The sequence below is a fragment of the Nostoc spongiaeforme FACHB-130 genome (assembly GCF_014698475.1).
Classification (GTDB): domain Bacteria; phylum Cyanobacteriota; class Cyanobacteriia; order Cyanobacteriales; family Nostocaceae; genus Nostoc_B; species Nostoc_B spongiaeforme.
Map to the genome: position 1 here is coordinate 95,506 of NZ_JACJTB010000005.1, position 21,527 is coordinate 117,032.

At 40.9% G+C, this 21,527-nt stretch carries 18 protein-coding genes; 9 read left to right on the forward strand and 9 right to left on the reverse strand.

From position 1 onward, the window contains the following. The first annotated feature begins 170 nt into the window (after positions 1–170). The gene (locus H6G74_RS06815; protein ID WP_190966959.1) at positions 171–770 is read left to right on the forward strand and encodes a pentapeptide repeat-containing protein; all 600 of its coding nucleotides are present in this window, start codon (positions 171–173) and stop codon (positions 768–770) included. 49 nt (positions 771–819) lie between these two features. On the opposite strand, the gene H6G74_RS06820 is transcribed toward H6G74_RS06815, so the two are convergent. The 4 genes from H6G74_RS06820 to fraC form a co-directional block, all read right to left on the reverse strand. Then, the gene (locus H6G74_RS06820; RefSeq protein WP_190966960.1) at positions 820–2,139 is read right to left on the reverse strand and encodes a 2Fe-2S iron-sulfur cluster-binding protein; all 1,320 of its coding nucleotides are present in this window, start codon (positions 2,137–2,139) and stop codon (positions 820–822) included. 192 nt (positions 2,140–2,331) lie between these two features. Next, on the reverse strand, positions 2,332–3,102 hold the full coding sequence (locus H6G74_RS06825; protein WP_190966961.1) for an ABC transporter permease: 771 nt from the start codon (positions 3,100–3,102) through the stop codon (positions 2,332–2,334). A 129-nt stretch (positions 3,103–3,231) separates the two neighbouring features. After that, positions 3,232–4,263, reverse strand: coding sequence for a septal junction protein FraD (fraD, locus tag H6G74_RS06830; protein WP_190966962.1), 1,032 nt, complete (start codon positions 4,261–4,263; stop codon positions 3,232–3,234). Between the two features lie 46 nt (positions 4,264–4,309). Next, positions 4,310–4,864, reverse strand: a complete 555-nt coding sequence (gene fraC / locus H6G74_RS06835) for a filament integrity protein FraC (RefSeq protein ID WP_199340924.1) — start codon at positions 4,862–4,864, stop codon at positions 4,310–4,312. Positions 4,865–5,232: 368 nt separating this feature from the next. Here fraC and H6G74_RS06840 point away from each other — a divergent pair, with 368 nt between their 5' ends. From H6G74_RS06840 to H6G74_RS06860, 5 genes are all read left to right on the forward strand, one after another. Further along, complete coding sequence (locus H6G74_RS06840) at positions 5,233–6,369, forward strand: cob(I)yrinic acid a,c-diamide adenosyltransferase (RefSeq protein ID WP_062288172.1); 1,137 nt, start codon at positions 5,233–5,235, stop codon at positions 6,367–6,369. A 176-nt stretch (positions 6,370–6,545) separates the two neighbouring features. Then, positions 6,546–6,797, forward strand: a complete 252-nt coding sequence (locus H6G74_RS06845) for a CopG family antitoxin (RefSeq protein WP_190966963.1) — start codon at positions 6,546–6,548, stop codon at positions 6,795–6,797. Positions 6,798–7,112: 315 nt separating this feature from the next. Next, positions 7,113–7,724 carry a hypothetical protein gene (locus H6G74_RS06850; RefSeq protein ID WP_190966964.1) on the forward strand — a complete coding sequence of 204 codons (612 nt, stop codon included), beginning with the start codon at positions 7,113–7,115 and terminating at the stop codon, positions 7,722–7,724. 135 nt (positions 7,725–7,859) lie between these two features. After that, complete coding sequence (locus tag H6G74_RS06855) at positions 7,860–8,222, forward strand: hypothetical protein (protein ID WP_190966965.1); 363 nt, start codon at positions 7,860–7,862, stop codon at positions 8,220–8,222. Between the two features lie 267 nt (positions 8,223–8,489). Continuing rightward, positions 8,490–9,113 carry a Uma2 family endonuclease gene (locus tag H6G74_RS06860; RefSeq protein WP_190966966.1) on the forward strand — a complete coding sequence of 208 codons (624 nt, stop codon included), beginning with the start codon at positions 8,490–8,492 and terminating at the stop codon, positions 9,111–9,113. Between the two features lie 13 nt (positions 9,114–9,126). On the opposite strand, the gene H6G74_RS06865 is transcribed toward H6G74_RS06860, so the two are convergent. The 4 genes from H6G74_RS06865 to H6G74_RS06880 all read right to left on the reverse strand — a co-directional run bounded on the left by H6G74_RS06865 (position 9,127) and on the right by H6G74_RS06880 (position 12,997). Beyond that, the gene (locus H6G74_RS06865) at positions 9,127–10,698 is read right to left on the reverse strand and encodes a metallophosphoesterase family protein (protein WP_190966967.1); all 1,572 of its coding nucleotides are present in this window, start codon (positions 10,696–10,698) and stop codon (positions 9,127–9,129) included. Positions 10,699–10,715: 17 nt separating this feature from the next. After that, positions 10,716–10,853, reverse strand: coding sequence for a hypothetical protein (locus H6G74_RS06870; protein WP_190966968.1), 138 nt, complete (start codon positions 10,851–10,853; stop codon positions 10,716–10,718). Positions 10,854–10,931: 78 nt separating this feature from the next. Further along, positions 10,932–11,741 carry an SDR family oxidoreductase gene (locus tag H6G74_RS06875; RefSeq protein ID WP_190966969.1) on the reverse strand — a complete coding sequence of 270 codons (810 nt, stop codon included), beginning with the start codon at positions 11,739–11,741 and terminating at the stop codon, positions 10,932–10,934. A gap of 242 nt (positions 11,742–11,983) precedes the next feature. Further along, positions 11,984–12,997, reverse strand: coding sequence for a TIGR00341 family protein (locus H6G74_RS06880; RefSeq protein WP_190966970.1), 1,014 nt, complete (start codon positions 12,995–12,997; stop codon positions 11,984–11,986). Positions 12,998–13,955: 958 nt separating this feature from the next. Here H6G74_RS06880 and H6G74_RS06885 point away from each other — a divergent pair. From H6G74_RS06885 to H6G74_RS06895, 3 genes are all read left to right on the forward strand, one after another. Then, positions 13,956–14,876 carry a DUF928 domain-containing protein gene (locus H6G74_RS06885; protein ID WP_190966971.1) on the forward strand — a complete coding sequence of 307 codons (921 nt, stop codon included), beginning with the start codon at positions 13,956–13,958 and terminating at the stop codon, positions 14,874–14,876. Positions 14,877–15,263: 387 nt separating this feature from the next. Further along, positions 15,264–18,572, forward strand: a complete 3,309-nt coding sequence (locus tag H6G74_RS06890; RefSeq protein ID WP_190966972.1) for an FHA domain-containing protein — start codon at positions 15,264–15,266, stop codon at positions 18,570–18,572. A gap of 169 nt (positions 18,573–18,741) precedes the next feature. Further along, positions 18,742–20,493, forward strand: coding sequence for an FAD-binding oxidoreductase (locus H6G74_RS06895; protein WP_190966973.1), 1,752 nt, complete (start codon positions 18,742–18,744; stop codon positions 20,491–20,493). 45 nt (positions 20,494–20,538) lie between these two features. On the opposite strand, the gene H6G74_RS06900 is transcribed toward H6G74_RS06895, so the two are convergent. Next, positions 20,539–21,498 (reverse strand): pentapeptide repeat-containing protein, encoded by a 960-nt coding sequence (locus H6G74_RS06900; RefSeq protein WP_190966974.1) that lies wholly within the window; start codon positions 21,496–21,498, stop codon positions 20,539–20,541. Positions 21,499–21,527: the final 29 nt, after the last annotated feature.

The following is a 21,527-nucleotide window of genomic DNA, read 5'->3' on the forward strand; positions in this document are numbered from 1 at the left end:
TTATGTCAGCATTTTTTGTTGTGAAAAACACATTTTTAGGCTATTTTACGTGAATTATCCAAATATTATTTGATTTCTCATTCAGCTAATTATCTTGATTGGTGTAATCTCGATATACAGTATCTCTCACAATTGAGCTTTGCAATTATTGACACTCTGAGGTGAGTCACATGAGAAATTTTGCTGGTGTACAGGAATTAATCTCTAGCCAAATTCCAGAACAATCTATTCAACAGCAGGATTTCAGTGGACGTGATTTGCGAGGAATTGACTTAAGTGGTGCTAACTTGCGGGGAGTAAATTTACGCGGTGCTAATTTAGCTGGTGCAAAATTAACTGGTGCAGACTTAAGTGAAGCAGATTTAACCCAAGTAAATTTGAGTAATGCTGATTTAAGTTATGCTAATTTGTGTGAGTCTTGCTTGTGGCGATCGCAATGTACTAATAGTAACTTTTGGGGTGCTTCTTTGTGTGGTGTAGATTTTACCGAAGCAGACTTGAGTTATGCTCAATTAATTGAAGCTTCATTAATAGAAGCTAAATTAATCAAAGCAAATTTGCAAGCAGCTAGTTTATCTGGTGCCATATTACTAGAGGCTAATTTAACCGAAGCAAATTTACATAGTGCAGACTTGACATGGACTAATTTAACTAAAGCAAACTTATTAAACGCCAATCTTTGGGAAACAAAAATCATCTATAGCAAACTCAGGCATACAATTATGCCTGAAGGCACAATTCATAAACCTGAAATCATGATTATTCATTAAATGATTTAGATCCCCGACTTCTTTAAGAAGTCGGGGATCTGAAGCATAATTAAATATCCAACACTAATTTAGAACTACCGGGTTGAGAAATACAAATCAACACAGAACCTTCATCAATGGTTGCGCCTGGTTCTTCTTGATAACTCACTTCTCCTTCGCGGAGTTTACACATACAAGTACCACAAACTCCGATGCGACAACTAAAAGGGGCATCAATATCATTAGCTTCAGCAAATTCTAAAATAGTGCCATCGCTTGGTTGCCATGTTAAAGTTTTACCAGATTTAGCAAAGACAATTTCTGCAAATTCTTCACCTTGAGTTGCAGTCTGAGTTGATTTTGGCGACTCAGTTTTTATCTGGTTCCCAAAAGATTCAAAGAAAACTTTATTATTAGGTACTCCAGCCGCTTTGAGTCCTTCAGTAACAGACTGAATAAATGGAGTTGAACCACATAAGAAATATTCCGCTTCTTGTTGACATAATTCTTGTACTAAAGCTGCATCAACATACCCCACACTCTGATATTTTCCTGCATCTTCCTGTCTAGGACGACTGTAGCGAATATGTACATTTAAGTTAGGGTTTTGTTGGGCAATTTCCATCATTTCATCATGAAAAGCATGGAATTGACCATCTCTAGCACCATGTATAAACCAAACCGGACGCTGAGGATTCAGCCGAGTACAAGCTTTAGCCATACTGATCATAGGTGTAATTCCGACACCATTACTAATCAAGACTGCGGGGGTCGATTTATGCACATCCAGCGCAAATTTACCATTTGGTGGTTTGGCGGGAATGACTGCACCTTCCTGAATGCGATCGTGCATAAAATTAGATGCTATACCAGGCATCACATCTAATCCATTGGGTGCAGGTTCGCGTTTAATAGAAAGACGATAATATTCACTTTTTTCAGAATAATCAGACAGTGAATAAGTCCGAATGACAGGCTTATTATGTCCGGGAATATCAAGTTTAATTGTCAGAAATTGCCCTGGTTGAAAGTTGGGAATTTCACCTTTATCCTCTGGTTGTAAATAAAAAGATGTGATTTCTTCGCTTTCTTTTACCTTACGAACCACAACAAAATTTCGCCAGTCTTGCCAAACATTGCTGTCTGCTGTGGAAATGTTGGGAGAGGATTTATCTTCACTATCTTTACCTGTATAAACAAAGCCAAATACAGCCCCAGCCGCCGCACCAAATAGTGAAGAATAAACACCAAACTGATGGGCAGATTTATCTTTAGGATTGGCAAACCCAATAATAATAGCAGTAGACAAAGTAACTACTGAACCAACGGTAGCTGCTGCGGCAACGCTTCTGACGAATGGATGGTTAATTCTTCCCAGACTTTCCAGCATTGTTGTTTCCTACCTCAGACTTTTAGTTATGTTGGTATATACCTGCGAAGATTCTGGTTTCAGTCGTTTTACCGAAAGATTATCAGCATCCTACCGTTCGTTTTTATTCCCTTTGGTTCTCTTTAGATTTACTTTAGAAATCCCGCGTGAATTAATTAAGAATTACAAACAATTTCTGATTGTGACTAATATTTAAAACTCTCGCTTAGAGAAGACGAAACTAGCGATCGCCAGCAGCATAATACAATAAAGTACGCCATAGCCAGCATTTGTGATTAATATAGTTGCATTCGGTAAGGCTTGCATTCCATACACCGCATCATTTTTTAAATCTAAGCGCGATAAATCTGGCAGAATAAGATACAACCCTTGGGTAATGCGTTCAATGGTGGTGTTTTGACTCAAACGCCCAAATTTCACCACATCTTGGCTGATATTCCCCATTAAATACACAGCAAAGGTTAAAGTGACAGCCAGTAAAGCATTAGTGAAAACACCCAATGTAATCGCCACAGCGTTGATTAAAGATATCTGTAAAAACAGAAAAACTGCGGCAATCACAATACTGAGTGTAGGATGAGGGATATTCTCTATTTGCAAAAATCCCAGATAAATGGCCGTCATACTGGTGATTAACACAGCCAAAACTGCTGACAAACCCAAAAATTTGCCAGCAATAATTTCACTGCGGCTGACTGGTTTTGCAATTAACACTAAAATAGTGCGTTTATCAATTTCCTTTTTCACCAGTCCAGTACCGATAAATACGGCGACAATTAAGCTAATGACATTAATAGCCACTATCCCAAAGTCTAATATCATTTTGTTTTCAGTAGTCGCCGCAAATTCCGGTAGTACTCGCCAGGCGATCGCCAGCACTAAAGTATAAAATCCAATCACATATAAAATGCGATCGCGCACTACTTCCTGAAATACATTTTTCGCAATTACAAAAGTTCTCATTGGTTATTAAAAGTGCTGAGTGCTAAGTGCTGAGTGCTGAGTTAGAAGTACTGAGTTGTCACTAATATACTCTCCCTTGTCCCCCCTACCTCTCCTACTCCCTACTCCCCATTCCCCACTCCCACAAAACTACTGTTGTGGTGGCGGCGAACCAGCAACAAATTTACTGACGCGATCGCATTCTATTTCCCCGACTGCAATTTTGTCTTCTGGGTTTGTGCTTGTAATGGCTTTTTTGGTGGAAGTTGCTACTGGATCAATCCGACAAGATTTTTTCAGATAATATCCTTTTTGGCTAGAACTAGGGCCACGCCAAATACTCAACAAATCTAAAACATATCCTCCTGATTTTGTATTCGTCACACGCGGTTCAACTTGCCACAAAGCTTTTTCTTCATATTTTCCTAGGTGTTTATCAATAACTCGATTACCTAAATTTCCTACTTGTAATTTGGCATCAAGCAGCCATTTTTCCACCTGTGACCAAGGTCTTTCATCAATTTGTTGTTCTACTAGTGGTTGCAGTTTATCTAAAATAATCACCCCATTTTTTGGCACTTTTTCACTAATATCTGTTCTTCTGACAAAGGTACTGCGCTGAAAATTATCGGCCAGTAAACTAGGATATTCTTTTAACCACTTATCCATCACAAAGTAAAATTGCAGCCAGCAACTTAAAATCATGCAACTGGCAACTAAAATTAGAATTTTCTGCCTCACTTCTGGCTTAGGAATTTGCGCTTTAGAATCTGTATCTGTACCTTCAACAAATTCAGGAATTGCTGTAATTAAAGAAGATATCGTCGGCCAAAGCACAATGGTTCTGGGTGTAATTACATCCTGCTGATTACCAAAAGCAAAAACACTAACTAAAAATCCTGTAATTAATGCACCCACAGGCATGAACGTACCAGGCACTCTGAGAGGATCATCAGTGGTATACCAAGCTGTGCCAGCAATTAAAAATAACCAGCCACAAAATGCAATGATATCTCTGATATAACCATTGGCAAAATAAGATAAAAATCCCGAAAATACACTCAAATAAATCAATGTTTGCCAAGCATAGGCTTGAGTAGGAACTAAGATTTTTTTGACTCTGGCATAGACATCTTCAAAAATTTTAAATATGCCAAACAAATCTTTAAACAAGACATTCATTTTTTTTACCTCTAAGTTATGGATATGGCAAAATAATTAATAGAATTTAGCGATTGCGAATCAGCAAAATAATCGTAATCACGGTATAACTAAAAGAATTGGCGATTAATGTTGTAGTAACTAAATTGGTAGTCTGCAATTTGATTCCTGGGGCGCTGCGGCGTAACTGTCGGCGCTGAGATGTTTCGACAATCTCTGGTTTTTTCCAACCATCATCTCTTAAGGTAAATACCAAAAGCTGTAATAGTAGAAATTTCATTAAAAAAGTAGCAAAGAAAATAATCGAAGTCGTAAAAATTAACGTAGCTTGGGTAGTGGGAGAACGAAAATTATTAAAAAATACATAGTTAATTAATTCCGATTTAAATTCTGGAGGTAGCGTCGGTTCTAAGATAAAAAATATTACCCAACCAAGAGTTCCCGAAAAGAGATTAGTGGCGATCGCATAAAAAATACTCGTTTTTTTGTCAAACTTTAACCGCCAATGGAAAATATAAGCCTCAATCGGGATCGCCACCAGAAAAAATAACAAATTAAACAACATTACGCCAATCGGCAAAAGTCGCGGCGGAGTAGGTAGGGTAAAAATGTCGTTTAGCATAGTCAGGTAAGTTTGTAGTGAAAGGGTAAGGACAAAATAGGGATAATCAGGCTGATATAGTGAATCACCAAGTGCCATTGGGACGGGAGTAGAGAGTGAGAGAGGAATCAACAACCCGTCGGTTGGAAGCACCACCTTTGAGGGTGATAGCATGAGTTGGGTTTTCAAGCCTTCATCAATGCTGTATCCCGACTCCCGATTCCCTACTCCCCTTGATTTACCATCTTGGTGTGCCAGTATACCCCTATTTACCCTGTTAATATATCCTGCTAACTCTTGTATGGAAGTACCCAACCGAGATTTTTTATATCTGGAAGTGCAAGAGGTTAGGTAAGATTAGAGACTGCCACGTTACAGGTTTTTGAGAGATGACAAGGAACGGCATTGGAATTCGCACAGCACAAGCACGTTCTGAGCGACTCACAGGTCAAATTCACGTTTATGATGGTTTGGGTAAAGGCAAATCCCAAGCGGCTTTAGGGGTGGTGCTGCGCTCGATTGGCTTAGGAATAAATACCCAAAATAATTACAATCGCGTTTTACTGCTGCGCTTTTTAAAAGGGCCAGAACGTGATTATGATGAAGATGGAGCGATCGCAGCTTTACAGCGTGGATTTCCTCATTTAATTGATCAGGTACGGACGGGAAGAGCCGAATTTTTTAGTGCTGAAGAAATTATCCCCTACGACCGACAAGAAGCAGCGCGGGGTTGGGATGTCGCCAAAGGTGCGATCGCCTCTGGGTTATATTCAGTAGTAGTTTTAGATGAACTTAACCCCGTCCTCGATTTGGGTTTGCTACCAGTTGATGAAGTGGTGCGGACGTTAAAAGCCAAACCCCAAGAATTAGAAATCATCGCCACCGGACGCGGCGCACCCGAAAAATTGTTAGAAATTGCCGATTTGCACTCGGAAATGAAACCCCAACACCACCCCATCGCCCAACAGCTATTAATTGAAGGGATTGAAATTTATACTGGTGCAGGAAAAGGTAAATCAACCAGCGCCTTGGGGAAAGCTTTACAAGCCATTGGTAGGGGGATTAACCATCCCGGTTCTACCCGTGTGTTAATTATGCAATGGCTCAAAGGTGGGAGTGGTTATACAGAAGATGCTGCGATCGCCGCCTTGCAACAATCATACCCAGAAGTGGTAGATCATCAACGTTGTGGCAGAGATGCGATCGTGTGGCGGAATTCTCGCCAAGAATTAGATTATGTCGAAGCCGAACGCGGTTGGGAAATTGCTAAAACTGCGATCGCTTCTGGGTTGTATAAAACTATCATCTTAGATGAACTCAACCCGACTGTAGATTTAGAACTCCTCCCCGTCGAACCCATTGTCCAAGCCTTACTCCGCAAACCCCGCGACACAGAAGTTATTATCACTGGCCGTTGCCAACAACAACCCGCTTATTTTGATTTAGCCAGTATCCACTCTGAGGTATACTGCCACAAACACTATGCTAATCACGGCGTAGAACTCAAACGGGGAGTTGATTTTTAAATGGATAATACTAACGTGCTGGACTTAGCAACGGGCGCATTGGCGATCGCTATTTTGCTTGGTGGTATGTTGATGATGTTCTCAACTATCTTGACCACCAAGAAATGATTACCTTACAGAAATACTCATTAGACCACTCAGTGCCAGATATATGAGAGACACAGAGGTACAGAAATATGGACAAAACTTTCCCAAGACTTAAAACTGATGCAGAAATAGAGGCACTGTTAGAAGAGGATTTGTCAGATTATCTTACTCCTGATAATTTCAAGCCAGTAACTTTTGAATTTCAGCCTAAAGACAAAAGTGTCAATGTACGGATGTCAGAGGAGATGCTAGAAAAAGTTAAATCTGTTTCCAAGAAAGAAGGTATCCCTTATCAACGTTACATTAGACGTGCGATAGAACGAGCTTTAAGTGCTGAGTAGTAATTTGCAAACATCAAAGCGCGATCGCGTTGTTTACGTTTGTGTTAAGTAAGTTTAATCACTTTTTTTTGTTGATTCCTACCGTGTAGAAATTGGTATAGAAATGTCGGAAATGTGGGGGAAGACGACATTAAGTTTGAAGCTTTACCTGTTAAGCATTTAGCATCAATTAACACTCAAGCTTTCACTTTATTTTACAGATCAGGTTATTAGCACGTTGTAAATGCTGCTGTACAAAGTATGTACAGCATAGGCATAGCACAAATACAGCAGTATTCAGAATCTACATATTGCTATTCTCTAAAGGGAGTAAAAATGGGAGAAAAATTTGTTAACTACCAAATTAGATGTGATTTACAACAGGATGTGGTTCATATAGTTGAAATGATAACCAGAAATCAGGCTTATGTCTCACCTAGTAAGAATGGATGGATTACAGTTTACGACCAAGCATCTGAAGAATTTAACTATGAATATATTCGCTATTTTGCTCAAGAGTTATCAGAGAAATTATCAACTCTTGTATTTACATTTATAGTAAATAGAGGTTTAAATTTTGTCTATTTAATATATGAATGCGGAAAAATAATCGATGAATTCGATAATGACATATCTAGTGAAGAAATTGAAAAAACAAAAGATAATACCAGTATAAGATTTTATGGAGATTCACGGAAATTATTAAAATACTCTATCCCAAGTACGGTTTTGCAGACAGTTTCAGATTTTTTAGAATCTTGTAGACAAAGAAAAATAGAATATTTAGGGCAAGATGCTATTTATGAACTTGCTCCATTAGTGGGTATTGATACAAATAGAGCAACAATTGGTTACAGTTACTTTGAAGATAACAACCTTTATATTGGTACGGAATTTTATATAGAAGAAGCCGAGCAATTCTTATTAGTGCGCTTACATAATGCTTAGAAAGAAGCATTAAAATTCTGCTAGACCGCATATAATTGGGCTAAAGTAAGAAAACCAAGTAAGAAAAAATTTTGTTTTTTTGCTCTAAAGCTTTATATACTTAGAGAAAAATGAGGAAAAGAATTTATTAATAATATGTTAATTAAAAATATTGAAATTCTTTCAGAAGATGCTGAAGAGGCTTTATTACATATAACTGATAGAGTTTATGAGTGTGCTGCCTTTTGTCAGCCTTGTAATAAATGTATAGGTGATTTTATTGAAGAACCACTTTTAGCTTTTAATAGTCGATACCCTGTTTTGGAAATCATAAATAAAACTCCTTATATTAGCCGTAAAAATAGTGGTTTAGCTCATGAAATATTAGGGCAAGTGATAAGTGTAGAAGAGAACTTAGTACGAGTAGGAAATATTATTATTGAGCTAGATGTTAATTTACCGGGAGATATCAATATCAATGATTTGGTAAAATTTACTTGTGCAAGATTAGATACATAGTGAAGTAGCTATACGGTGATTATAGTTTCCGCAAGATTCCGCATCATATAAATGCACCACAATGGCTCTCAAAACCATTGATTTATCTTGGGGTGACTAGTGTTAGTAAGAAAGTCAGGGCGGAATTTATTTACTTTGAGTACATTGTAATTATCGCTGAACTTGGGGCGATCGCACTCATCATATAAATTCATTCTGGGAATCTCGAAAAATCTGTATATCTTGGTAGCATTGAGTCAAGTACCCGTCAGCAATAGAGCGAGAACGATGTACGTCACCATCACACAACCACTGACTTTTACAGAGTTTCTTGCCTGGGATGATGGTTCAGGCAGAGAATTTGAGCTATGGGATGGAATTCCTGTACCGTTATCTGAACCAAATGCCAATCATGAAGATTTGATTCAACGACTATGCGCTTACTTAGAAAATCATTGCCAAGCAAATGACCTCCCCTATGTATCTCGACAATCTAAACAGGTGCGGCTGAAGACAGCATCAGGAGAAAAAGAAAAAAGCCGCAAGGCTGATATTGTAATATTTGCTAAGGAAGAATGGCAACGCATGAAAACTATTTCTAGTTCTGCGGCTGCATATATTCCACCGCCAGGAATCATTGAAGTTGTTAGCAACAATTGGAAAGACGACTATCTCACAAAACTGGCTGAATATGAAGACTTGGGTGTTTTGGAGTACATAATTGTAGACTATGCTGCTTTTGGTGGGATTCGGTTTATTGGTTCGCCTAAGCAGTCGACGATCACAATATATCAACTAGAAGATGGAGAGTATTTACCCCCAAAGATATTTCGAGGACAGCAACAAATTGATTCGCTTTTGTTTCCGCACATTCCGCTAACGGCTGAACAGATTTTTGCCATGAGTCGCTGATTAAAATCAGCATTTACAACAGCAATGGTTCCATTTCATGCTGATACCATTTTTGTTCCAACCGTTCTGCAACTAAAGGTCGAACAATAAATTTAGGTGGACAACCATCTTTAACATCAACTCGCACACAAGAATAAGGTAAGCGTGTTTGCGAACCATAACCATAGCGACCAACATACAGCAATGAGTCGGCAACTTTGCGAGTGGGACTACCAGGAAGTCCGCTAAAGTTCTCTAGCAATTCGGTTCCTTCAACGCGCTGGCGGCGGGGACGGCGACCACTACCACCGGAGATAATACAAGGAATATGAGAATCTGCATATCCTGTATCGCCTATGCGGAGATATTCTAAACAGTGGGCGTGGCCGTTAAATATTAAATCAACTATGGGGCGGTTTTGTACTAAAGAACCCAGATTTTCTTTGACTTGTTCTAACACCCAACGCAGACGGTGACGCACCGCCAAAGTTTGGGCTTGACTCCATTTGGTGGCTTCGGTGACGTAGGGAGGATGGTGAAAAAAGAGAATCCTACCACGAACTTCTGAGGTATGCCAAGATTCAATGAGTCTGTCACGCAACCATTCTAGTTGTTCAAAATCAATTGTTGCTGACTGCTGAGATGATAGTTGTTTCTCGATGTCAATTTTGACTTCGTTAATTTGGTCTAATTTAGCACTGAGGTCGTCGAGTTGTTCCGCATCGGCTGGGTCATCAGGATTTAGGCGATCGCTCATTGCCAAAATCTGCTCTTCTTCTCTATCGATTTCCTGGCGGCGTTTTTGTAATTCCTGACGGTAAATTTCACCCGCTTGAGTTGTCGGTAAAGGCGATGGCATATTAAAAGTATTAGAATCCAGCGCGAAAAAATCTATACCACCATACCGAAAACTGTAATAACGATTAGGTACACGGGTAAACTCTCCGGGTACGTAACGCAAACAACGACCAGTGTCGGTTTTGCCTGTATAATACTGGTCTAAATGGTGATTTAATTCTTCGGGAGCAGCAAAACGGGCTAAATAATCCAGAAAAGCGCGTGCATAGGCATCTCCTTGATTAGAACCATGCCAACCAATTTCAAAGTCTTTGTAGCGCAGCATTCGCCGTAGCCTGAGTGTGCTACCTGTTAACCAGCGATAAACAAAAGGTACATCATAATAATCATGGTTGCCGAGAACTGGTAAAAACGGTAGGTTAAAAATCATGCGATCATAAGCAATATTCTTGGGGTTCTCGCCACCCACCAAAAATTCACGGTAAGGTTCAATAAAGTTAGCTGGGTAATATTCATGGGAACCCACCACATAAATCACATCACCGGTATGCAGCACAAAACGGCAATCATCTTGATGAGCCAGCATTAATTCTGCCACTTCTCGTTGCGGGTGGTGTCCGTAATGAGATTTTGTCCCGCTATCCCCAATCACCAAAAACGAAAAATCGGGGGTCTCATCTTTGCCATCATCGATTACCATACTAGTTTGATTGATGCCGCGCTGGATAATACTGCTATGTCGCCACCTTACCCGTTCCTTCATTTTTTGGATTTTTACCGGAATTGTTGGCTCAGAAATCAATCTCATACGTTAATAATGCTTTCCTACCGCATCCCAATTGTAGCGATTTGTTTTAGTAATTCATCACGGCTGCTTATACCATTTTGGATTTTAGATTTTAGATTTTGGATTGAAAAAGTTTCTACTGGTAAGCTTTTGAGCAATCCATTTGTCGCAATCATTGTTCAATTTGGTATTACTAACCTCAATTGTGTTGGGAGTTATTCAGAATGCCTAATTTGAGGCTAAATTCAGATGTTTCAGGCAGACCAAGCTTCTCGGAAGTCAGCGTAGAGTGTTAATCCACCATCAATAAACAGTGTTTGTCCTGTGATATATGCGGCTTCATCAGAGGCTAAAAAAGCTACGGCTGCGGCCATTTCTTCCGAAGTTCCCGCACGACCCATTGGGATATGACTTTCGACAACAGCTTTCTTTTCTGGGTCGTTGATCCAATCTTCGTTGATTGGGGTGATAGTTGCGCCTGGTGCGATCGCATTTACCCGAATACCTCGGTTAGCATATTCCAAAGCCAAAGTTTTGGTCATATTTTCCATACCGCCTTTGCTGATGGAATAGCTGACGTACATCGGTCGGGGAATAATTTCGTGAACACTGGAAATATTAATGATGATTCCTGGTCGATTTTGGGCGAGAAATTGTTTGATGGTTTCACGGGCGCAGATATAAGCCCCACGCAGATTTACCCCAATCACCCGATCAAAATCTTCTGTCTTGACTTCGTGGGATGGGCATTCCGTTTGAATGCCGGCATTATTAATCAAAATATCAATACTGCCCCATTTGTCAACTACCGTATTGACCATTTCCACAATGTCTTCTTCTTTGGAGATATCTCCTTGTATCAGTAGAGACTGAACACCGCAGTTATTGACATCGCCACAAGCTTTTTGCATGGCGATTTCTTCTGTATCTTCCGCACCTGACGGGCTTTTGCGGTAATTGATGGCGATATTGCAACCTTCTTGAGCTAGGCGAATGGCGATCGCTTGCCCAATCCCTGAACTTCCACCTGTAATTAGGGCATTTTTCCCTTTTAATCCTTTCATGGTATTTCCCCTTTATTTGTATGAATTTTATTTAGTAATAAGGATAATTTTGTCCTGTCACCTTATTTCTAGTATTTAGGACTCATATTTGATTTATGAAAAAAAATCCGTACACCCAAAAATCCCTCTTTCCTACTCCCTACTCCCTGCCTACACAGATAATTTCAAAAATCAAACCGGATTCCTATTTATGATAAATGTGAAGAAAAAGTGACAAATTACCATACTGCCACTAATTTTGCTTACTGAGGATTTTTCGGATTCTCTCCTCTGACTTCCTCAATTTCACCCACTTCAAAAATTAAAGTAAATGGTTGATCCATTTCTTTTGCTAAAAAGTCTTCTAACAGTGTCACTTGTGTTGGTGTTATGGGTTCTTTAGTCCTAACGCTTAAACGGACTTTTGGAGGATTACTTAACCAATTGACATCACTATTAAGCAGTACCGTTCGTTGAAAGGTAACAGTTCTATTTAGTAATGCTTGTCTCAAACTTACTTCTAGTCTGCTTTGTCTAATTAGCTGAAAAAAGCTGAAGCTTAAGGGAATGAGAATTATAAATGTTAAAGCTAAAGTCCATACTAGAGCTTTTTTAGCACGATGAAACGACGTGCAACCTGTGATTAAAAACGTCAGCATACAAGAAAGGGTAATACCTAATAAATTAGTAAGATAAAGTATAGTTGCACCAATACTCAGGGACGGATTTAATTGTGATAAACCTAAGCCAATAACACAAATGGGCGGCATCAGGGCAACTGCGATCGCTGTTCCTGCTAAACTTTCAGAAATTTTGGGTTGTACTTTAGCAAAACCACTAATTCCCCCTGCTGCTACAGCAATTCCTAAATCTAATAAAGTAGGTCGAGAACGACTAATAATTTCACTACCAAATTGTGGTAGTGCCACAAAGTAACCAATGAACCAAGCTAAAGTAATTGCCAAAATAGTACCAATGACAATAGCAGCAAAAGCTTTACGAAATAATATGAAGTTACCTTCTAAAGCTCCAAATGCTAACCCCCGAATTGGTAACATTAAGGGTGCAATAATCATTGCCCCAATAATCACAGCAGCACTATTAGAAATTAACCCTAATGTAGCAATGATACAAGAACCAATAATTAGCACGATATAATTGCTATTAACTGTTGACTCTTCTAAAAGTCCACTGCGGATTTCTTTCAATTGCAGTGGCGACACTCGACGCTTTTTAAAATTATTAAACCGATTGCGGATATCTTTTATTTTCAGCACAATACCTCGCAGGCTAATAATCTTTTTTGTAAAGCCAGTATAAATCTTGTATACATAAGCAAATCTATAGCAATCCTAAATCATTTGTGAAATTCTCTTTCTTCTCTTTCTTTGTTTCCTTTGCGGTACCCTACCCTTCTGGTTCTCCTAAGGACTACGGGAAGCCCCTCCGCGTCTACGTTAAAAAGAATATTTTTCACAACAGATAGGATTGCTATAGGAATATGATTTGATTCCTGAATCTAGTTGTGTAGGCAGGGAGTAGGGAATGGGGAGTAGGGAGTAGGAAAAAAGCCTGATCTGGGTGTACTGATTTTTTTCAGAAATCAAATATGAGTCCTATATATCTATTATAGATTAAGCAAAATTTTATAAAAATCATCTATCTTCAGAAGCAAAAATTTTATCCCAAGTATCACTACAGACTGAGAAAATATTTATCAACTCAATACCTTCGCCAAAAAAAGATTATTAAGAGAGAGGGCTGACGTAGTAGAGTTGTTGTCTTTCCAAACGCCATTTGACAGACTTGAGCAAAGTGTTGTCCTCCTGTCCTTCTGCTATAAATAAATTCAACGTTCTACTTAACAAAAATTTAGGATGATTATTTTACATATTTGTTACTAATCTTGAGCATAAAAATATGTACAAGCAAGTTGCAACTAGATTATAGTAGTTTTACGTAAAAACCACCCATAACAACTAGCTAAATAATATCAACCTTTCACAAAGGTAGTGAATTACTGATGAAATTGTCACAGGAGATACTGACTTACCTTACTACAGAAACCTAGGAGTTTCACAGATAACCCTGAAAATTGTCAACAAGAAGAGATGAAATTTTGCATATCTATGCGAAATGCAACTGATCTGTGTTGTATGAACATACCGTAAAGCCCCAGAGAAGGGATTGACTATGAAACCGTTTTTCTTGATAAGATGCGTCTGTGTTAGCTTAATGCTTGGCTCTTTGTTGCCTGTGAGCTTCGATAAAGTAGTAGCCGCGCCTGATAACATTGCTCAAGCTCAATCAAACTACAACAAATATATGCAGTTGGGTTACAGTGCGACTCGTCAGCGCAATTACTCAGCCGCTTTAAATTATTTTAAACAAGCACTCCAGGAAAGACCAGGCGATCGCTACGCTACCACAGCGATGAATAATATCCAAATTTATGTAGCCCGCGATCGCCGCAATGGTAACAGCAAGCGACCAACTTATGTTACCTATATTCCCCGAAACCTGGGCAAACCAGCGCGGCAAATTCAGGGAGGAACTCGCAGTGCCCCACGTTTGAGCGAAAGCGGTGAGGTTTGTATACCAGGTAAAAAACGCTTAACAGCACTAACACCAACCTTGGATGTGATGCAAAGAACTACATCTGCTTACCCGACGTTTTTATTTTATGTACCGCAAACATCTGCACCAGTTATGGAACTGGTATTGTCAGATGAAGAAGATAATGTTGTGTATCAACAAACCTTGCCAACACCAAGTAAAGCTGGTATTCTCAGCCTGAGTTTACCAGAAAAACCCGATGTGCCGAGTTTAAAAGTTGGTAAAACTTATCACTGGGACTTTTCCGTGATTTGCGATCGCAGCGATCGGCAGCAAGATTATGTAGTTTCTGGCTCAATTGAACGTATTACTCCCGATGCTGCCCTGATGTCGGAAATTAAGCAAGTCCAACCAGAAGAACAAGCAGCAATTTATGCCCTGTCTGGATTTTGGGAAGATTCTTTAGCAATTCTGAGTGAATTGCGTAAATCTAGCCCCAATGACCTGACAATTAAAAATGATTGGGAAGATTTGTTACGCTCTGGAGGTTTAGAAGAAATTGCTCAAGAACCTCTAGTACCTTGCTGCACAATTCATTAGTCTACTGAACTCATCACCGCCAGAAAAAACTTTACCGTGGTGAAACAATGATTAAGGAAAACTTTTAATTTCTGACACACAAAACCCTATAACATCATACGTACGTATATTAGGAGTCATCATAGTAAACAAACTTCACCAAGCACTACCTTCATCAATTTGTATAATCACTAGACTGTAAATCAACTTACCAGCAATCAAATATCAAGTTGCTTGGGCAGCTAATTTTGTTGTGTGCCAATGTGAGCATACAAGCTATTAGTAGCTGAAGGTTTTTTCTATGAACTTGTACTTCTTAGTCTAGGGAATTTTATCCACTATTACTGAGTAGAAATCTAACTTTATAGCAACTGCAAACTAATGATTAGTCAAGTCTCAGAAAAAAAGATGCACATTGTCAGGTGGCTGCTGGCGATCGGCTGGCTGACATTAATCTTTTCTTTATTTTATGATCCCCTTTCAGTTTGGTTAACTGACCCCAGTAATACTGCAAGTCCCTTTCATCTCCATCCGGAGAGATATCTCGATCCTGACGATTGCGTCGCAGTTCAAGGTGTATGCTTACCAGAACAACCCTATCCTATGGGAGCGCGGATCTTCTGGGCGATGGTACTGCCCATCGGGATTATGATTTTGGTGTTATTTGGGCATGAACTCTGGCGGCGGATCTGTCCTTTATATTTCTTCTCCCAAATTCCCCGCGCTTTAGGGATTCAACGCAAGCGCAAAGTGGTCAATCCCGACACAGGTAACGTGCGTTACGAACTAGCTGGGGTAGAAAAGGAATCTTGGTTAGGACGGAATTACCTCTACCTGCAAATGTTCCTCTTTTACCTGGGCTTGAACATCCGCATTTTGTTTGTGAATAGCGATCGCACCGCAATGGCTTTGTTTTTGCTATTCACCATCACCTCGTCAATTGGTGTGGGTTATTTATTCAAAGGTAGAAGTTGGTGTCAATACTTCTGCCCAATGGCTCCCGTGCAGATGTTTTATACAGGCCCTAGAGGCTTATTAGGTACTGATGCTCACCTCAAGCCGCCCCAAAGCATCACTCAATCCATGTGTCGGTCGGTAGATACCAGTGGTAACGAAAAAAGTGCCTGTGTTAGCTGTCAATCTCCTTGTATAGATATTGACTCCGAACGCTCCTATTGGGAAGGCATTACCAGACCAGACCAAAAATTAGTGTTCTACACCTATTTTGGCTTGATGTTTGGCTTCTACTTCTACTACTTCTTGTATGCAGGCAACTGGGACTACTACTACTCAGGCGCATGGACACATGAAGAAGGACAGTTAAGCACCCTATTCAACCCTGGTTTTTACATATTTGGTCAAGCTATTCCCATCCCCAAAATCATTGCTTCTCCTCTGACCATTGGGATTTGTGCTGCCCTCAGCTACTTGATTTGTCAAACCCTAGAAAATGCTTATCGCGCCTTCCTCAAGCGCCAAGGTAGAAGCGTTAGCGAAGAAGACATATTACACGTCTGCTTTGTGTTGTGTACATTTATCTCCTTTAACGTCTTCTTTTCCTTTGGCGGTCGTCCCAACATCAGCTTGTTTCCAGAATGGGGGATTTTGGTACTCAACGCCATCATCGTCCTCGTCAGCAGCTTGTGGTTACACAGAAGTTTAGCCCGCAGCAGAGATAATTATTCTCGTGAGAGCTTGGCTAGTAGTTTGCGTCGCCAGTTGAACAAACTCGCCGTAGATTGGAGCAAATTCCTGGAAGGGCGATCGCTCCAAGACCTCCTCCCCAACGAAGTCTATGTTCTAGCCAAAGTCCTCCCTGGTTTTAACCGAGCCGACAGACTGCGCGTCTATAAAGGCGTATTGCAAGAATCTCTCCAAGAAGGTAACGTCCAATCTGCCGACAGCTTAGAAGTTCTCAAAGATGTCCGCAAAGAATTGAACATCAGTGATGAAGAGCATTACTCTGTTCTCGCTGAACTCGGTGTGGAAGACCCATCCCTCCTTGATCCCCAAAGACAACTCAGCCGGGAAAACCAACTGCGGATTGATAGTTATCGCCGCGCCCTCGAAATAGTCATCCAAGAACTCGTAGAAACAGGCACACCCTTAGCAGATGCCTTTGAGCGCAAACAAAAGCAAATCATGAGCTTGCGCCAAGAATATGCCATCACATCTGCCGAACAAGAACAAGTCTTGGCAGAAATGTTTAACCAAGATGGCGCACTGCTGCGGACAGCAGAACAGTTATTATCTCAATTGCAAGACCTAGCTGTTCGTTATCAAGCCCTGCAAAACTTAGTTTCCAACCCCCACGCACCTGTTTACCTCTTGCTGCGCCAAGCAGTCCAAGAAAAACAAAAACTGATTGTTACCCAGTTACTCAGCATCCTAGAAATTTTAGGAGATACCCCCGAAGCCCTGGACATTGCTCGTTCCATTGGTGTATTAGCAGCCAATATCCTCGGAGAAATTCTGCGGTCTAATGAAGAGCAGTCCAGATGGATGTCCCGTCTGAGTATGAGAGTAATCTCTGCCTTACGTCAAGCCAAAGACCTAGTAACCCAATCAGTTCCCCTAACGACAGACTTTAATAATGGCATCGCCGATACCCAAATCGACGTTCCAGGCAACAATAATGCCACTCGCAATGCCACTCCCACCACCGCCACTTGGAGTTCCATCGTCGCGCCTACCCAAATCCCCGAACCTGCTTTACGTTCTGATGTGATTATTGATGTCTTAATGCAACTTTTGCAAGACATCGATCCCTTAGTCCAAGCAGCCAGTTTGTATGCGCTACATCAAATTGATCCCAGCCTGGGTTTCCAACAAGCCCGTCAGCTGTTAGATACAAAGACCATCAAAGATAATTTGGTCATTGAAACAGCCGAAAGGATTCTGGGTCAAGGACAGCCCCACACCAAAACCACCGTCCCGACCATGATTGCTCAAATCAAAATCATGGGACGTGTAGAACGACGAGTGTTTCAACAGTCTACAGTGCGTGTTGGAAGGGAAGTTGGTAATGACATTATCATTTCCGATAACCGCGTTTCTCGCCAACATGCCATCTTCTATGTAGATGAAAAAGGCGTGAGCGTCAAAGACTTGGGTAGTAGCAATGGTCTGCGGATTGGCAAGACGCAAATCTTTGACCAGCAAACACAACTCCAACAAGGTGATGTTGTCCGCTTCAGCAGTGGTGATGACATCGTGATTTTAGTGCAGTGGGAAATGCAAGCCCAACAAGGAGACACTATTGCGGACGCTTTAGGAACCTTGGAAAAACTGTTGTGGCTGTATAAGAGTAGTTTCTTCTCTGGTTTAAAAGCCAACGTCTTAATTGATTTGGCGAAAAATAGCCATGTGCGCGTCTATCGCCCCGAAGAAGAAATTTGCCGGATGGGTACACCAGCCCATGATCTGATTGTTTTAATCGATGGTGAGGCGAGAGTCAGCCAAAGTATGGGCAATCAAGATATGTCAGGGATGATTTCACCTGGACAAACAATTGGTGAATTGGAAGTATTAAACCACACCAATTATGCGTCAACCATCGTTGCATCTGGTACTAGAACCAAGACACTCAGAATCAATGCCGAGAATTTTGAGGCAGTGCTGGCACAAGACACATTACTAGCTAGAAATATCTTGGAGCTTTTGAGTAATCGTCTGCAAGCAAGTATGGGACAAGCTTGTTCAATAACGCAACTCTAAGATTTTAACTGGGATGGTAGTACCGTCCCAGTTAAAACTATGGGCATTAGTTTTGTAGCACGCCTCATTACCTCTATTGAGTTTAGGTAATGATTACACAGCAGAATTCAGAATTCGGCAGAAATTTCTGCGTATAAACACAGAGAAGTTGACGTATTAGGTAATTAATATGCTTAAACTCAGAATCATTGATCCCCAGAAACCCAACGAACTCAAGGAACTAGACCTCAACTTAGATACCATGCTCAATCATGAGTGTCTAATTGGCCGCTATCCCAACTGTAATGTAGTGCTGGATAGTGCCGAAGTGAGTCGGATGCACGGCAAAATTTCTCTGAAAAATGGTAGTTATTATTACACAGATTTAGCTAGTCGGGCTGGTTCACGGTTGAATGCTGACCAGATCCAAATCAATCAAGATTATCCTCTGAAAACGGGAGATATGATGCAGATTGGTCGGTTCTTTTTGATGGTAATCAGCCTAATAGCCAGCAATGAACCGACCATGATTGATTTGAATATTAACGTTAATACTAACGTTGTCACTGCAAGTAATGGTCAGGCTGTACAACCAGAAATAGCGATCGCACCTGTCGCACCCACACCAACCCCAGAACCCCTACCGACTCCTGCGCTCCCCACCAAAGACCCGCAAGAGTATATGCCACTAGCAACGGTAGATCACAGCCAAATTGAGCGGTGGATGAAAGGTGATTTAACCGTCCAATGTATCCAAGTCATTGATGAAACCCACGATGTTAAAACCTTCCGCTTCGTGGCTGACCCACCAATGCTCTTTACCTATAAACCAGGTCAGTTTATCACCCTCGACCTAGAAATTAACGGCGAACAGGTATTGCGTTCCTATTCCATCTCATCTACACCTTCTCGTCCCCATACCCTAGAAATCACAGTTAAACGTGTACCTGCGCCAGCAGATGCCGGGCCAGATGTCCCCCGTGGTTTAGTTTCCAACTGGTTGCACGACAACGTAAAAGCAGGTAGCGTCCTGAAAGTCAATGGCCCAACAGGTAAATTTACTTGTTTTGCCAACCCTTCACCAAAACTGTTGCTAATTTCTGCTGGTAGTGGGATCACACCCATGATGTCTATGTCGCGCTGGGTATATGACACCGCTTCAGATGTGGATATCGTCTTTTTCCATTGCGCTCGTAGCCCCAGAGATATCATTTACCGCCAGGAACTTGATTGGTTAGCAGCCAACCATCCCAAGTTTAATCTAGCAATTAGCATTACCCGCCGTGAACCTGGTCAAAGTTGGATGAGTTTCACCGGCAGACTAGATGCAGCAATGTTAAAACTGATTGCGCCAGACTACAAAGAACGCACAGTTTATGTATGTGGGCCGAACCCATTTATGGAATCGGTCAACGACTTACTCGAAAGCATCGACTTCCCGATGCAAAACTACTACGAAGAAAGCTTCGGCCCACCCCGGAAAAAAGTCAAAAAAGCCCCAGCCCCGGCTCCCGCACCAGTAGAAGTTGCTGCGGCTCCAGGTGGCAAAGGTCTACGCGAAATGCTTGGCAAAATCTCGACCGAATCAGCACCAGTCCAAGATGGGGGAGCGCGTGTGTCTACAACCCCAGTAGCAGCAACGGCTCCCGTTTCTCCAGTCCCAGCATCTTCTAGTCAAACCCTGATAGTTTTCTCCAAATCGGGTAAAGAAGTAGCTTGCGATGGCGAAGAAACTATCCTCGATATGGCAGACCAAGAAGGCGTAAAAATCCGTAGCAGTTGCCGTTCTGGGGTTTGTGGGACTTGCAAAAAACGGAAGTTAGAAGGCACGGTCAAAATGGAAGGCTATGATCCCGAAGCCTTAGAAGAAAGTGAAATTAAAGAAGGCTATGTCTTAACTTGTGTGGCTTATCCAGTTGGGAAGGTGGTGATTGATGCTTAGTCACTTAATCTCATAGCTGTAAAAATCGTCAGAGAGTTGGAACTGCTAGGTATCAAAAAAATTATGGTCTTGATCAGAGTTTTCTGGTTGTATGAGTTCAAAGTTTTGGTGAGTGGGAATTAACCCTAGCTGCATTTGCAAAGCCTCATCATATCTGGCATGTTCCCAATTTCTGGCTAATTTAACTTGTTCTGGATTCAAGTTTTGAGCATCTCTGAGATCAGCGTTTTGCAAATCTGCCCCCTGAAAATTGGCTTGGTCAAGATTAGTCGGGCTGAGGTCAGCACCTTGAAAATTAGCATATTTGAGATTAGCTCCTTGCAGATTGGCATAACTTAAATCAGCTTCTTGCAGGTTGGCATAACTTAAATCAGCACCTTGCAGATTGGCGCTCCAGAGGTAGGCTAATTGAAAATTGGCATGACTTAAGTAAGCATTCTGAAAATTTGTATAGCTGAGGTTAGTACTTTGTCCTTGAAGATTGGCATTTCTTAAATTTGCTCCCTCAAGGTTGGCGTATCTTAAATCAGCTTGTTGCAGATTGGCATTGCGTAAATCAATTGCTTGCAAACAAGCATTTTTTAGGTTACTACCTTCGAGATTCGCATCTCGCAAATCTGCACCTTTTAAATTAATCCCAGCTAAATAGGCTTTTTCCGCAGTCAGTCCGGCCAAGCTAATACCATCATTGTTCAAGTCTTGTAGGGCTTGGATTCTACCCCCACTGGCTCTTTGTCCATAGGCTGAGTTAATCACGCGCCAGGCTTCGTAATGTTCTTGCTTTTTTCGAGAAGGAGTTTCTCGGAAATAAAGAATCACCGCCGCTAAAATACTCAAATCTTGCAGAGTGCTGATGAACTTAGAACTCATCAATAATTCCACAATACTTTTAAATGGAGGCTTATCTTCAAAAAATCGAATCACCACTATTGACAACACAAATATCAGAGCAAAAATAATCCACTCTTGAAAGTCTTGTATCCATTTACGTAAACGTTCACGCATTTTTACTTCCTCTTGTGGTCAAGATATTG